General features: G+C 68.6%; 10 protein-coding genes. 5 read left to right on the forward strand and 5 right to left on the reverse strand.

Features of this window, described 5'->3' with window-relative positions; genetic code table 11:
- A partial coding sequence (locus tag ACAG20_RS10975) for a PGRS repeat-containing protein (protein ID WP_370492525.1) occupies window positions 1–4,211 on the reverse strand: 4,211 nt, incomplete at its 3' end.
- An 873-nt stretch (window positions 4,212–5,084) separates the two neighbouring features.
- Between ACAG20_RS10975 and ACAG20_RS10980 the strand changes: the two genes are divergently transcribed.
- Window positions 5,085–8,225 carry a LuxR C-terminal-related transcriptional regulator gene (locus ACAG20_RS10980; protein ID WP_370492526.1) on the forward strand — a complete coding sequence of 1,047 codons (3,141 nt, stop codon included), beginning with the start codon at window positions 5,085–5,087 and terminating at the stop codon, window positions 8,223–8,225.
- A 93-nt stretch (window positions 8,226–8,318) separates the two neighbouring features.
- On the opposite strand, the gene ACAG20_RS10985 is transcribed toward ACAG20_RS10980, so the two are convergent.
- Entirely contained in the window at window positions 8,319–9,224 is a 906-nt protein-coding gene (locus tag ACAG20_RS10985; RefSeq protein WP_370492527.1) for an SDR family oxidoreductase, read from the reverse strand.
- Window positions 9,225–9,238: 14 nt separating this feature from the next.
- The gene (locus ACAG20_RS10990; RefSeq protein WP_370492528.1) at window positions 9,239–10,015 is read right to left on the reverse strand and encodes an SDR family oxidoreductase; all 777 of its coding nucleotides are present in this window, start codon (window positions 10,013–10,015) and stop codon (window positions 9,239–9,241) included.
- Between the two features lie 86 nt (window positions 10,016–10,101).
- Between ACAG20_RS10990 and echA20 the strand changes: the two genes are divergently transcribed.
- From echA20 to ipdC, 4 genes are read left to right on the forward strand one after another with little or no spacing between them, the layout of a single operon-like run.
- Complete coding sequence (echA20, locus tag ACAG20_RS10995) at window positions 10,102–10,857, forward strand: (7aS)-7a-methyl-1,5-dioxo-2,3,5,6,7,7a-hexahydro-1H-indene-carboxyl-CoA hydrolase (RefSeq protein ID WP_370492529.1); 756 nt, start codon at window positions 10,102–10,104, stop codon at window positions 10,855–10,857.
- A complete protein-coding gene (gene ipdA / locus ACAG20_RS11000) occupies window positions 10,854–11,747 on the forward strand; it encodes a cholesterol ring-cleaving hydrolase subunit IpdA (protein ID WP_370492530.1) in 894 nt (297 codons plus the stop codon). The genes echA20 and ipdA overlap by 4 nt, the downstream gene beginning before the upstream one ends.
- Window positions 11,744–12,496 (forward strand): cholesterol ring-cleaving hydrolase subunit IpdB, encoded by a 753-nt coding sequence (gene ipdB / locus ACAG20_RS11005; protein ID WP_370492531.1) that lies wholly within the window; start codon window positions 11,744–11,746, stop codon window positions 12,494–12,496. Before ipdA ends, ipdB begins: the two co-directional genes overlap by 4 nt.
- Window positions 12,493–13,563, forward strand: coding sequence for a (3aS,4S,5R,7aS)-5-hydroxy-7a-methyl-1-oxo-octahydro-1H-indene-4-carboxyl-CoA dehydrogenase (gene ipdC / locus ACAG20_RS11010; protein ID WP_370492532.1), 1,071 nt, complete (start codon window positions 12,493–12,495; stop codon window positions 13,561–13,563). The genes ipdB and ipdC overlap by 4 nt, the downstream gene beginning before the upstream one ends.
- 9 nt (window positions 13,564–13,572) lie before the next feature.
- On the opposite strand, the gene ACAG20_RS11015 is transcribed toward ipdC, so the two are convergent.
- Together ACAG20_RS11015 and ACAG20_RS11020 are read right to left on the reverse strand one after the other, a co-directional pair.
- Complete coding sequence (locus ACAG20_RS11015) at window positions 13,573–14,487, reverse strand: endonuclease domain-containing protein (protein ID WP_370492533.1); 915 nt, start codon at window positions 14,485–14,487, stop codon at window positions 13,573–13,575.
- A gap of 122 nt (window positions 14,488–14,609) precedes the next feature.
- Window positions 14,610–14,999 carry a VOC family protein gene (locus tag ACAG20_RS11020; RefSeq protein WP_370492534.1) on the reverse strand — a complete coding sequence of 130 codons (390 nt, stop codon included), beginning with the start codon at window positions 14,997–14,999 and terminating at the stop codon, window positions 14,610–14,612.
- Between the last annotated feature and the right edge of the window lie 20 nt (window positions 15,000–15,019).

Below are 15,019 nucleotides of genomic sequence, written 5' to 3' on the forward strand. Positions count from 1 at the left end.
CCGCCATTGCCACCGGCCGTACCGGGTGCAGCACCCGGGTCACCGGCCGCGTCATAACCGGCACCACCGTTACCACCGTTACCGCCGCTGCTCGGCGTGCTTCCCGTATTGCCGTTGGCGCCGCTCGTCGCCCCGGCACCGCCGGTGCCGCCGTCGCCACCAGCACCGACGTCGCCGCCGCGTCCGCCGTTGCCGCCGTCGGGGTTCGCCGCTGTTCCGTTGGCGCCGTCACCCCCATTGCCGGCCTGGCCGCCGCCGCCGCCATCGCCCGCGCGTCCCCCGATGCCGGTCGTGCCGCCTCCGGTACCGCCGTCACCGCCCACGCCGCCGACGCCACCGTTGCCACCGGCGGCACCATCGGGGTTGCCGGCGTTGCCGTCAGCCCCGTGGAAGGCGTTACCGCCGACGCCACCGTTGCCGCCGTAGCCGCCGGCACCGTCGCCGCCGTTGGAGGCGTAGTTGCCGCCGCCGCTCGACCCACCGGCGCCACCAGCGCCGCCCGCGCCCCCGGAACCGCCCTGCCCTCCGGCGTAGCCGTCCATGTGTTGGGCATCGCCGTTGGCACCGTTGGCGCCGTTGGCTCCGTGGCCGCCGTTGCCGCCGTTGCCGCCGTTACCACCAGTGCCATGAGCACCGGCGGTGGCGCCGGTACCGCCGGCACCGCCGTTACCGCCGACGCCACCGTTGCCGGCGTCGGTGCCGTCGGCACCCGGGGCAGTGCCGTTGATGCCGTTGAATCCGTTGCCCCCGGCGCCACCGACACCACCGGCGCCACCGTCGCCGGTCGCGGCCTGTGAACCATCGGCGTTCAGGCCACCCACGCCACCGTTGCCGCCGACACCGCCGTTGCCACCGGAGGTGCCATCAACAGCACCCGCCGTGCCATTCACACCCGCCAAGCCGGCGCCACCGGCGCCGCCGTCACCACCGACACCGCCGACACCACCGGTACCCGCTGCGGCGAAGCTGCCATTACCGCTGTGACCGCCGGCACCGCCCTTACCGGCGTTGCCACCGGCGCCACCGTGCTGGCCGGCGTAGCCATCGACATGCCCGGCATCGCCAGCCGCACCATCACCACCGTCGGCGCCGTTGCCGCCGTTGCCACCATTGCCACCGACACCACCGACACCGTGGACACCGGCCTGAGTGCCGCTACCGCCGACACCGCCCGCACCGCCGTCACCGCCATTGCCGGCATTGGTGCCCGCAGCACCCGGCGCGGCACCGTTGGCACCGTTGAAGCCATTGCCCCCGGCGCCACCCGCGCCACCGGCACCACCGTCACCGGTCGCGGCCTGCGAGCCGTCAACGTTGAAACCACCCAGCCCACCATTGCCACCAGCACCGCCGGCCCCACCGGCCGTACCGTCAGGATCCTGCGCGGTGCCGTTGACACCGGCTAGGCCAGCACCGCCGGTGCCACCGTTACCGCCGACACCGGCCTGTCCGTCGCTGCCGGCGGCGGCGTAGGTGCCGTTGCCGCTGTCGCCACCCGCACCGCCCTTGCCGGCGTCGCCGCCGTTGCCGCCGTCCTGGCCGGCATAGCCCGCCTGGTGCCCGATGTCGCCGGCCGCACCGTTGCCGCCGTCGGCGCCGTGGCCGCCGTTGCCGGCGTTGCCGCCGACACCACCGACACCGTGAGCACCGGCCTGAGTGCCGAAACCGCCAACGCCACCGGCACCACCGGCACCGCCGTTGCCGCCGCGAGTGCCGTCAGCCCCTGGCTCGTCGCCGTTGACACCGTTGATGCCGTTACCGCCGCGCCCACCAGCACCACCGGCACCACCGTTGCCGGTGGTGGCCTGCGAACCGTCGACGTTGAAACCGCCCGCGCCACCGTTGCCGCCGACGCCGCCGGCCCCACCGGCAGTACCGTCGGGATCCTGCTCGGTGCCATTGATTCCGTCCAGGCCAGTACCGCCGACACCGCCGTTGCCGCCGGCGCCGGCGGCCCCGTCGCCGCCGTTGGAGGCGTAGTTGCCGCCGCCGCTCGACCCACCGGCACCGCCCTTGCCCGCGTTGCCGCCGTTGCCGCCGTCCTGGCCGGCATAGCCCGCTTGGTGCTGGGCATTGCCGTTGGCACCGTTGGCGCCATTGGCTCCGTGGCCGCCGTGGCCGCCGTTGCCGCCGTTGCCACCAGTGCCATGAGCACCGGCGGTGGCGCCGGTACCGCCGGCACCGCCGTTACCGCCGACGCCACCGTTGCCGGCGTCGGTGCCGTCGGCACCCGGGGCAGTGCCGTTGATGCCGTTGAATCCGTTGCCCCCGGCGCCACCGACACCACCGGCGCCACCGTTACCGGTCGCGGCCTGTGAACCGTCGGCGTTCAGGCCACCCACGCCACCGTTGCCGCCGACACCGCCGTTGCCACCGGAGGTGCCATCAACAGCACCCGCGGTGCCATTCACACCCGCCAAGCCGGCGCCACCGGCGCCGCCGTCACCCCCGACACCGCCGACACCACCGGTACCCGCTGCGGCGAAGCTGCCATTACCGCTGTGACCGCCGGCACCGCCCTTACCGGCGTTGCCACCGGCGCCACCGTGCTGGCCGGCGTAGCCATCGACATGCCCGGCATCGCCAGCCGCACCATCACCACCGTCGGCGCCGTTGCCGCCGTTGCCACCATTGCCACCGACACCACCGACACCGTGGACACCGGCCTGAGTGCCGCTACCGCCGACACCGCCCGCACCGCCGACACCGCCATTGCCGGCATTGGTGCCCGCAGCACCCGGCGCGGCACCGTTGGCACCGTTGAAGCCATTGCCGCCGGCGCCACCCGCGCCACCGGCACCACCGTCACCGGTCGCGGCCTGCGAGCCGTCAACGTTGAAACCACCCAGCCCACCATTGCCACCAGCACCGCCGGCCCCACCGGCCGTACCGTCAGGATCCTGCGCGGTGCCATCGATGCCGGCCAGACCACTACCACCGGCACCGCCGTTCCCAGCGCCACCCGCCGTGCCGTCCGTACCGGCGTTACCGGTCAGGCCGCCTGCGGCACCCCCGGCAGCAGCAGCACCGCCGTTGCCACCGTCGCCACCGTTGCCGGCGTTGGCATATCCGGCGAGCCCATTGGCGCCGGCGCCGCCGTCACCGCCGAGTCCGCCGTTACCGCCCGCACCGCCGTCGCCGTCGCGACCGGCCGTGCCGTTGCCCGAACCGCCGATACCGGCCGCACCACCGACGCCACCCTGGCCGCCGATAGCGCCGTTGCCGCCAGTGCCACCAACAACACCATCGCCGGTGCCGCTGTTGTCGAACGTGCCGGCCGCACCCTTTGCGCCGTCGCCGCCGTTGCCGCCGGCACCGCCGACACCACCGGCACCGCCATTGCCGCCGATCCCGACGAACGACGAACCGTCACCGCCCGCACCGCCGTTGCCGGCGTTGCCGCCGGCCACCCCATGACCACCGTGACCACCCGAACCGGTACCCGCCGCACCATCGGTGCCCGTCCACCCGGCACCACCGGCCCCACCGTTGCCACCGTTGCCCCACGCGCCCATGCCGAAAAAGTCCTGGGCCTGACCCGACGAACCCCCGTTGCCACCGTTACCGGCACTCAGCGACGCAGTGCCGTTACCCCCAGCACCACCATCACCACCATTGCCCCACCACTCACCACCATGACCACCGTCGCCGCCATCAGCCCCCAGGCCACCGGCACCACCATCACCACCATTGCCGATACCACCGGCATGCCCACCATTGCCACCGGTGATGCCCTCCAGGGTCGACGACCAGCCATCACCGCCATCGCCGAACCACAACCCACCGGCCTGACCATCCGGATCGAACTCGGTGCCATCAGCACCGTTGCAGATCATCCCGCAAAAACCGGCCGTCGCCGGCGCGAACAACTGATTGATCACACCATTGACACCCGAACCGAAATCACTGTTGATCCAGTCCTGCAACAACGCGTGCAACGGCAGATAGAACGTCTCCTGCCACTGCTCGGCATGATCGGCATCCCACAACCCGAACAAGCCACCCTCAGCAACACCGGGCACACCCCACGTCGACACATCGAACAGATCAAAGTCCGACGCAACGCCACCATCATCGACACCGAAGAAATCCCAGAACGCATCCAGACCGAAGTCATCGGCCTGCGCACTCGGCGCCGCCACCACCGGAGCCACCCCGAACGCCAAAAACGCCGCCACCGAACTCGACGCCCCCACCACGCGACGCCGCACCGAACCCCGACCCGACGAACGTACCAATTTGCTAGACACTCGCCGACCCATGGAAGAACCTCTCAACAGTTTCTACTAAGAATTCCTGAAGGTTCGAATTATGGCCAGGCGTCCACTAATGGACAACTTAGGGACCATAAATTGTGATGAATATCATGTTGATATGTGCATTTCACTCCCGGCTGGAATGACGAAAGCGGCTGTTGCGACGGCGTTTTGAGACCACCGTCACACTGCTGCGACGCCCGTCACATTCAGCAGTCGGCATTATTCACAGCAAGTCGGCTGGGCGTATAAGTATTTTTACCGACCCTCCTTTATATACCTAGACCTGAGTGCGCATTAGAGGACAGCGTGCGTATCGGGATCACCTTTAATTTCGGTTTGCTGGAATCGCCATGCCCGGCAGCCGCAACACGTCAAAGGAACGGGCCCGCGCCCCGCTCGCGCCCGCATGACCATGGCCATGAAGAGCCGCCGCCGCTGCTCGGTGCTTCGCTCGGAAGGTCGCGATCAGGTGGACCGCTGCGGGGCGAAGATCAAACCGTCCGGCGCGCAGCGGGCAAGCGCAGCCCGTCCCGACCACTGTCCGGCACTGCGCCTCCGACAACATCGGCAAAAGTTCTCAAAAGTGGCCAATGGCGCACTCGCGGAAGTACCGGTAGAAATACCTACATGGTCGGGAACCAAGACGTATCGCCGCGCTCCATCCTGGACAGCAGGGCCAGCCGCTCGCATGACCATTGCGGCTGGTAGGGACGGTACATCTTGTCGAACGCGAGCGAGGCGGGTTTCGCGCCTGCCGTAGCGCGGACGGTCCTGGTGGTAGACGCCGGGGATCCCCGGCCACAGTGGCAGCCCGGTACGGAGTCGTTGTCGACCGCCGCGCTCTCGTGGCTGGAGCGCACGCTGGCCGAGGTGGTGGCCGGCCACCGCGGTATCCGCCTGACGGAGCAGGACCGCCGAGACAGGTTCGCCGCCGGGTTCGCGGACACCGGTGCCGCGGTGGCGTGCGCTATAGCGCTGCAGCGCACGCCTTCGGCACCCATCCAGCCGCGAATCGCAGTGCACGCCGACGAGGTGCCGCCGGTCGAACCGGATGCGTACCCGAGATCCCTGGTGAACCGCGCCGCGCGGCTATGCGACCTGGCCCATGCCGGTCAGACGGTGTTGTCGGAGACGGCCCGGGAGTTGGTGGGTGATCGGCTTCCCTTGGAGGCGTGGCTGCATGATCTGGGTGTTCATCGGCTTCCCGGCCGACCGTATCCGGAGCGCGTGAGCCAACTCTGCCACCGCGACCTCGTCACCGATTTTCCGCCCCTTTTAACGGGAAAACCGGTGGCCGAGCCGCATTTTCCGACGCCGCTGACCAGTTTCGTCGGACGCGATGCGGAACTGACCGAGCTCCGGCGGCTCGTTGACGGCAACCGGCTTGTGACGTTGACCGGCACCGGTGGAGTCGGCAAGACACGGCTGGCGCTGCAACTGGCCGATGAGGTGGCCGGCAGGTACCGCGACGGGGCATGGTGTGTAGATCTGTCGCCGATCACTGATCCCGAACTGATTCCCGAGCGAGTAGCGAAAACGCTGGGCCTGCCTGATCGACCCGACCGCTCCCCACTCGACACTCTGGTGTCCTTGATCGCAGGCCGGCAATTGCTGATGGTGCTCGACAATTGTGAGCACCTCCTGGACGCGTGCGCACGGCTGATCGCCACGCTATTGGCCGCCAGCGCGGAGCTGACAATCGTGGCGACAAGTCGGGAACCCATTGGCGTGGCCGGCGAGGTGACCTGGACGACCCCCTCGCTCTCGCCGGCCGACGAGGCTGTCGACTTGTTCCGTCAGCGCGCTCGGCTGGTTCGGCCGGGTTTCACCGGCACCACCGACGATGCCGCCTTGGTAGCCGAGATCTGCCAGCGGCTGGATGGGGTGCCGTTGGCCATCGAGCTTGCCGCGACACGCGCCCGAGCGTTGTCGCTGACCGAGATCGCCGACGGGCTAGGCGAACGCTTCCAACTGTTGACCGGTGGCGCGCGCACTGCGGTGCCGCGCCAACAGACGCTGAGGGCGTCGGAGGACTGGTCGCACGATTTGTTGAGCGAATCCGAACGCGTGGTGTTTCGCCGATTGGCGCCGTTTCGGGGCGGGTTCGACCTTGACGCCGCCCACGCTGTCGCCGGCAGCACTGACCTGCCGCGTGGACACATCGTCGACAAACTCACGCAGCTGGTGGATAAATCGCTGGTGATAGCCGACAGCACCGGAGAATCGACGCGGTTCCGGCTGCTGCAGACTGTGCAGCAGTACGCCCTGGAGAAGCTGGAGCAGGCCGGGGAAGCTGAGGCCATCCGGGCGCGCCACCGTGACCACTACACAGCACTGTTCGACGCCGGGGTGACCGCCGGGTACGGATGGCACATTGCGCAGGCCGAACTCGAGATCGACAACCTCAGGGCCGCCTTCAACTGGAGTCGTGAACATGGCGACATCGAGCTGGCCGCACATCTCGCCTCGTCGTTGTTCCCGCTGTGGATCCATAGTCAGACCTTGGAGGGCCTGGCGTGGTTCGATGCCGTTCTCACCACGCCCGCCTCGATGGCACCTGCCGCGCGCGCCCGCGCTCTCGCCGACAAGGCCATCTTCGAGGCGTTGACCGGCGACTACGGCCATGCCGATCAAGCTGAGGAGGCAGTCGCCATCGCGCGGCGTCTCGATGACCCGGCCCTGCTCGCCTGGTCGCTGGCAGCCTGCGGTTTCACCTCGAGCTACAGCCCTGAGCTGGCCCTGCCCTACTTCGAGCAGGCCATCGCACTGTCTCCCGCCCTCGACGACGATTGGCGGCTGGCGCAGATATATGGCGTACAGGCCTATTCCGCCTTCGTCGCCGGGGACCTGGCCACCACGCGCGTGGCCGCGGAGAAAGGGCAGCGCCTCGCCGACGCGGTCGGCGACTGGTCGGTTTCGCGCCTGTGCCGGCTCTGCTTGGGATTGACACACCTTCATCGGGGCGAACTCACCATGGCCGTCGAGAAGACCCGGAGCGTGGCTGTCGAGGCCGGGGCAGCAGGCGATCCGCTGTTCAGCACCCAGAGTCTGGCCGTCCTGGCCGAGGCCCTTGCGTGCCAAGGGGATACCCGAGGTGCCCGGGCCGCAGCGGACGCGTGCGTCGAGGCTGCCACGGACCTCATCGACTTCCACCGTGCCGTCAGCTTCGGGACGGTGGCGGACGTGTCGCTGGCCGCCGGTGATGTGTCCGGTGCGGTCGGCGCCGGTGCCGCAGCGTTTGACACGTGCGCACTGCCGCAACTGCTGGCAATAACCGGCAATCCGGTCGCCAGGGCCGCGTTGGCGTCCGGCGACCTGGTCACGGCGCGCCACCTGGCCGACGAGGCGCTTGCCGTGGGTTCCGGATTCCAGCGGGTACTGCTACTGGAGATACGTGCCCGGGTAGCGATGGCCGAGGGGAAACTCAAGCAGGCCGAGGAAGACGCGCGTCACGCGTTGGCGATCGCCGCGGAAACCGGGGGATACCTGGCCGTCCCCGAACTAATCGAGTCGCTAGCAGCAGTGAACTGCGCTGCGGGCCAACACCCTCGCGCAGCACGGCTTTTCGGCCTGGCGGCCAGTGCCCGAGATATCGTCGGCACGGCCCGCTCCAAGGTGTACGACGCCGAATACACCGACGCACTCAACACTCTACGAGAAGCAATGCGGCAGGACGACTTTGAGCGTCATTGGGACCAGGGAACTGCATCGTCGATCGCTGAGGCCATCGCCTACGCGTCCAGCACCGAAGGCAGGCGTAAACGCCCGTCGCGTGGTTGGGCTTCGCTGACTCCGGCCGAACACAACGTGATCCGGCTCGTCAGTGCTGGACTCCGCGACAAGGACATCGCCTCGAAACTGAGCATCTCGCCGCGAACCGTGCACTCCCACCTGAACCACATCTATACCAAGCTCGGTATCTCTTCCCGCGTGCAACTCGTCCAGGAAGCGGCAAGGCATATCTGAGCCCGACGACGTTGCCCCGCGACGTATCAGGCGAAGCGTGCGAGTGCGGCGAACAAGACCGGTCGTCGCAGCGGCACCTCACTGTCCGACGACTCAGGCCCCGTACACCGGCACCGGCGTGCGCGCCTGGGCCAGCAGGTCGCTGACGACCGGGCCCAATTCGGCCGGATCCCAGCGCGCACCCTTGTCGATCTGCGGACCGTGCGCCCAGCCCTCGGCGACGCGGATCTTGCCGCCCTCGACCTCGAAGACCTTGCCGGTCACGTCCTTGGATTCCACGCTGCCCAGCCACACCACCAGCGGGCTGACGTTCTCCGGCGCCATCGCGTCGAACGCCTGGTCCTGCGTCGCCATCATGTCGGCGAACACCGTCTCGGTCATCCGGGTGCGCGCTGACGGGGCGATCGCGTTCACGGTCACGCCGTAGCGGCCCATCTCAGCCGAGGCGACCAGCGTCAGCGCGGCAATACCGGCCTTGGAAGCGCTGTAGGTAGCCTGCCCGACACTGCCCTGCAGACCGGCACCCGAACTGGTGTTGATGATGCGGGCGTCCACGGTCTCGCCGGCCTTGGACTGCGCCCGCCAGTAGGCGGCCGCATGCTTCATGGTGGCGAAGTGGCCCTTGAGGTGCACCGCCGTGACGGCGTCGAATTCCTCTTCGGTGGCATTGGCAAACATCCGGTCCCGCACAATCCCGGCATTGTTGACCAGCACATCCAACCCGCCGAAGTGCTCGACCGCGGTCTGGATCAGCGTCGCCGACTGCTCCCAGTCGGCAACATTGGAACCGTTGGCGACGGCTTCCCCACCGGCCGCGACGATCTCGTCGACCACGCCCTGGGCGGCACTACCGCCACCGGCCGGCGAGCCGTCCAGGCCCACACCGATGTCGTTGACCACCACCCGGGCGCCCTCAGCGGCGAAGGCCAGCGCATGCGCCCGCCCGATTCCGCCGCCTGCTCCGGTGACGATGACCACGCGGCCGTCGAGAAGTCCCATGTGTGCTCTCTCCTTTATTTGTTGGCGCTCGAAGCGTCGAGGTAGGCGGGCGGCTCGCCACCGCCGTGGGCTTCCAGGCTGGCACCACTGATGTAAGACGCGGCATCGGATGCGAGAAATGCTGCCGCCCAGCCGATGTCGGCGGGCTTGGCGAGCCGGCCCAGTGGCACGGTGGCGGCCACGGCGGCCACCGACTCGGCGTCGCCGTAAAACAGCTCGGACTGCTCGGTCTCGACCATGCCGACCACCACCGAGTTCACCCGCACCTTGGGGGCCCACTCGACGGCCAGGGTGGCGGTCAGGTTGTCCACGCCGGCCTTGGCGGCGCTGTAGGCCGCGGTGCCCGGCGACGGGCGATGCCCGCTGACGCTGGTGATGTTGACGATCGACCCGCCGCTGTCCTGGGTCTGCATGACGGCGTTGGCGTGCTGGGCGACCTGTAGTGGCGCCAGCAGGTTGAGCTCGATGATCTTGCGGCTGAAGTTGGCCGAGGCCTGCGCGGCCGGCGCGTGCGGTGAACCGCCGGCATTGTTGACCACTACGTCAAGCCGGCCGTGCTTGGCGACCACGGTCTCGATCAGGCCCTTGACCGCGTCGTCGTCGCGGACGTCGCAGGCGTGAAACTCATACGGCAGGCCGTCCATCGACCGGCGCGCACAGGTCACCACGGTGGCGCCCTGGTCGGCAAAGACGGCGCTGATGCCAGCGCCGACACCGCGGACACCACCGGTCACCAGCACCACTTTTCCGGTCAATCCGAAATAGAGGGAACCGGACTTGAGATCAGACACTGTGCTAGTTTACCAAGCAAGTGCTTGCTTAGGTAGCTCAGGTGGTTCACGCCCCCCGAATCGACAGGGAAAGCCAGGAACAGCAGATGCCGATCACATCCACGACCGTTGAACCCGGGATCGTCGCGGTCACCATCGACTATCCGCCGGTCAACGCGCTGCCCTCTCGGGCCTGGTTCGAGCTGGGCGACGTCATCACCGCCGCAGGCAACGACATGGCCACCCACGCGGTGATCCTGCGGGCCGAGGGTCGCGGCTTCAACGCCGGCGTCGACATCAAGGAGATGCAGAACACCGAGGGCTTCACCGCACTGATCGACGCCAACCGCGGCTGCTTCGCAGCGTTCAAGGCCGTCTACGAGTGCGCGGTCCCGGTGATCGCCGCGGTCAACGGCTTCTGCGTCGGCGGCGGCATCGGACTGGTCGGCAACGCCGACGTGATCGTGGCCTCCGACGACGCCAAATTCGGCCTGCCCGAGGTGGAGCGCGGCGCGCTCGGTGCGGCCACCCACCTGTCCCGGCTGGTGCCGCAGCACATGATGCGCCGGTTGTTCTACACCGCGGCCACCGTGGACGCCGCCACGCTGCACCGGTACGGCTCGGTGCACGAGGTGGTGCCGCGCACCGAGCTCGACGAGGCCGCGCTGCGGGTGGCTCGCGACATCGCCGCCAAGGACACCCGGGTGATCCGGGCCGCCAAGGAGGCGCTCAACCTCATCGACGTGCAGAAGGTCAACTCCAGCTACCGCATGGAGCAGGGCTTCACTTTCGAGCTCAACCTCGCCGGGGTGGCCGACGAGCACCGCGACGCCTTCGCCGGCACCGAGAAGGGGAAGAAGTGACGACCAAGCTGACCACTCTGGACGACGCCGTCGCCGAGCTGCGCGACGGCATGACGATCGGCATCGGCGGCTGGGGTTCGCGCCGCAAGCCGATGGCATTCGTCCGCGCCATACTGCGCACCGGAGTCAAAGACCTGACCGTGGTGACCTACGGCGGCCCGGACCTGGGCCTGCTGTGCTCGGCGGGCAAGGTGCGCCGGGCCTATTACGGGTTCGTCTCGCTGGACTCGCCGCCGTTCTACGATCCCTGGTTCGCGCGTGCCCGCACCACCGGCGCGATCGAGGCCCGCGAGATGGACGAGGGCATGCTCCGGTGCGGGCTGCAGGCCGCCGCCCAGCGTCTGCCGTTCCTGCCGACCCGGGCCGGCCTGGGCAGCTCGGTGATCGACTTCTGGGAAGGGGAGCTCAAGACCGTCACCTCCCCGTATCCGGTCGAGGGCGGGCAGGAGACGTTGGTCGCGATGCCGGCGTTGAACCTCGACGCCGCGTTCGTGCACATGAACCTCGGCGACGAGCGTGGCAACGCCGCCTACACCGGCATCGACCCCTACTTCGACGACCTGTTCTTGATGTCGGCGCAGCGCCGCTTCCTGTCGGTGGAGAAGATCGTGCCCACCGAGGAGCTGATCACCACCACGTCGCCGCAGACCCAGATCATCAACCGGATGATGGTGGATCGCGTCGTGGAAGCACCCGGTGGTGCCCACTTCACCATCGGCGCAGCAGATTACGGCCGCGACGAGAAGTTCCAGCGGCACTACGCCGAAGCCGCGAGGTCCGACGAGACCTGGGCGGAGTTCAAGGCCACCTACCTGTCCGGTAGCGAAGAGGACTACCAGGCGGCGGTCAAGAAGTTCGGATCCGACCAGGAATCAGGGGCCCAAGCATGACCGACTCACCCACCCGCGCCGAGATCTGCGCCATCGCCTGCGCCGAGTTGTTCCGGGACGCCGGCGAGATCATGGCCAGCCCGATGGCCACGGTGCCATCAGTGGGCGCCCGGCTCGCCCGGCTCACCTTCTCCCCCGACCTGCTGATCACCGACGGTGAGGCCCGCATTCTGGCCGACACCCCGGCGATCGGGAAGGTCGGACCGCTGGAAGGGTGGATGCCGTTCAACCGGGTCTTCGAAACCCTGTCGTGGGGCCGTCGGCATGTGATCATGGGCGCCAACCAGATCGACCGGTACGGCAACCAGAACCTGTCGGCGTTCGGCCCGCTGCAGCACCCCACCCGGCAGATGTTCGGCGTCCGCGGCGCACCCGGCAACACCATCAACCACACCACCAGCTATTGGGTGGGTGCGCACTCGCCGCGGGTGTTCTGCGAGAGCGTCGACATCGTGTCCGGCATCGGCTACGACAAGGTGGATCCCGCCAACCCGGCGTTCCGGTTCTTCAACCTGGGCGGCGTGGTGACCAACCTCGGGGTGTTCGACTTCGGCGGCCCTTCGCACCAGATGCGTGCGGTCTCGCTGCACCCGGGCGTCACCGCCGATGAGGTCGCCGACAACACCTCGTTCGAGGTGCACGGGCTGGCCGATGCGCCGGCGACCCGGCTGCCGGAGGTCGAGGAGCTGCGGCTGATCCGCGAGGTTATCGACCCGAAGTCACTGCGGGATAAAGAAGTACGGGCATGAGCCGCCTCAAGACCCCGCTGACCGAGCTGGTCGGCATCGAACACCCGGTGGTGCAAACCGGGATGGGCTGGGTGGCCGGCGCCCGACTGGTCTCGGCGACCGCCAATGCCGGCGGCCTGGGCATCCTGGCCTCGGCGACCATGACCATCGACGAGCTGGCCACCGCGATCGCCAAGGTGAAGTCGGCGACCGACAAGCCGTTCGGGGTCAACATCCGCGCCGACGGCGCCGACGCCGGCGACCGGGTGGACCTGATGATCCGCGAGGGCGTCAAGGTGGCGTCGTTCGCGCTGGCCCCCAAGGCCGAGCTGATCGCGAAGCTCAAAGAGGCGGGTGCGGTGGTGATCCCGTCGGTCGGTGCGGCCAAGCACGCCAAGAAGGTGGCCTCCTGGGGTGCCGACGCGGTGATCGTGCAGGGCGGCGAGGGCGGTGGCCATACCGGTCCGGTGGCCACCACCCTGCTGCTGCCATCGGTGCTCGACGCCGTTGCCGGCACCGGAGTGCAGGTGATCGCCGCCGGCGGGTTCTTCGACGGTCGCGGCCTGGCCGCCGCACTGTCCTATGGCGCGACGGGCGTCGCGATGGGCACCCGGTTCCTGCTGACCAGCGACTCCACCGTTCCGGACGCGGTCAAGCAGCGCTACCTGGCCGCCGATCTGGGTGGCACCGTGGTTTCCACGCGGGTCGACGGCATGCCGCACCGGGTGCTGCGCACCGAACTGGTGGAGAAGCTGGAAAGCGGCTCACGGGCGCGCGGTTTCAGTGCCGCCATCCGCAACGCGGCGAAGTTCAAGAAGATGTCGAAGATGAGCTGGCCCACCATGATTCAGGATGGCTTGGCGATGCGGCACGGCAAAGAACTCACCTGGTCGCAGGTGCTGATGGCCGCCAACACGCCGATGCTGCTCAAAGCCGGCCTGGTGGAGGGCAATACCGAGGCCGGTGTGCTGGCCTCGGGTCAGGTGGCCGGCATCCTCGAGGACCTGCCGTCGTGCGCGGAGCTGATCGAGGGCATCGTGGCCGACGCCGTCGAGCAGCTGCGCAGCGCCAACTCCTTCGTCGTCTGAGCGCCAATCTCACGACGCGACACGCCGTGACGGCGTCGGGAGATTGACGCTCGCGCTGCCTGGCCATCCGGCCGCGCACATCGCGTCCCGCACCCGGCCGATCAGCGTCGCCTCCCGATAACGCAGCAGCTCCGCGCTGACCCGGATGATCACCCAGCCCGCGTCGGCCAGCGCCACCTGCCGGTCGATATCGTGTTGCCGCTGTTGCGGATCAGTCCAGTGCTGCTGACCGTCGTATTCGATGCCGACCTCCAGGTCCCGGTAGCCCATATCGATGCGGCCCACGAATTCGCCGTATTCGCCGCGCACCACGATCTGGGTCTCCGGCCGCGGCAGGCCGGCGTCGATCAACACCAATCGCGTCCGCGTTTCCTGTGGCGACTCCGCTCCGCGGTCGACGAGCGGCAGCACCCGGCGAAGCCGGTTCAGGTTCCGCGCCCCACGATGGGCGACGATGACGGTCTCGACTTCGGCAACCCCGACGCCGGTGGCGTTCGCCAGTGCGTCAAGCCGTTGGAGAGCCCACAGCCGTGACGACGTACGCCGTCCGATGTCGAAAGCGGTGCGCGCCGGGGAGGTGACCGCCATCCCGTCGACGTTCGTCACCTCGCCCGGCGTCAGGGTGTCGCGGTGCACGATGAGCTTCTGCGGGGGCATGCGGCTGCCGTACACCAGCTCGGCGTCCAGCGCGCCGCTAACCCACTTCGCGCCCAGCAGTGCCGCGGCCGAGCCACCCGCGACCACGCCGCGGCGACGTGACCAGAGCCACGCCGCCTCCGCCCGCTGCCGGGCGGTCAGCTCGACGCCCCAGGGCACATAGACCCCCGGATAGACCGGCTCGTAGAGCGCCCGCATCGCCCGCTCGGGGATGGCCTTGGCAGCCAGTGCTTCCTGCCCCAGGAATGGCCATCCCAATTCGTCCACAGCCTGAAAGCCTGCCCGCGGATGCCGATCCGCGCCGACACCCATCCACAAGCCCGCCGAGCGCCAATCTCACGACGCGACACGCCGTGGCGGCGTCGGGAGATTGGCGCTCGGCACGAGGATCAGACCTCGGCCACCATCAGGGTGTGGCCGGTCGGGTCGCGGAACCAGAACAGCGGCGGCACCGGATCACCCATCCGGGACACCTGCTCGTCGACATCGACCCCGAGCTCTTTCATGGCGGCCAGCGTGGCGTCGATGTCGTCGGTGGTCAGCGTAATGCCGGTGACGGCTGGCTCAACCGGACCGCTCTCCGGCGGCGGCGGTGCCAGCGCGATGCCGGCGATACCTGTCGGCGGGTAAACCTCGATCCATCGGTAACCATCGCCCATCTCGATGTCGGTGCGCTTCTCGAAGCCCAGCGACTCATAGAACGCAACGGCCTTGTCCTGGTCGGGCGTCGGGACACACACCAGGTTGATCGTCTTCAGGCCGGTCGTGATCGTGCTCATCTTTCTCCTTCTCGGTTGGG

It is taken from the genome of Mycobacterium sp. pW045, assembly GCF_041287085.1.
Lineage (GTDB): Bacteria > Actinomycetota > Actinomycetes > Mycobacteriales > Mycobacteriaceae > Mycobacterium > Mycobacterium algericum_A.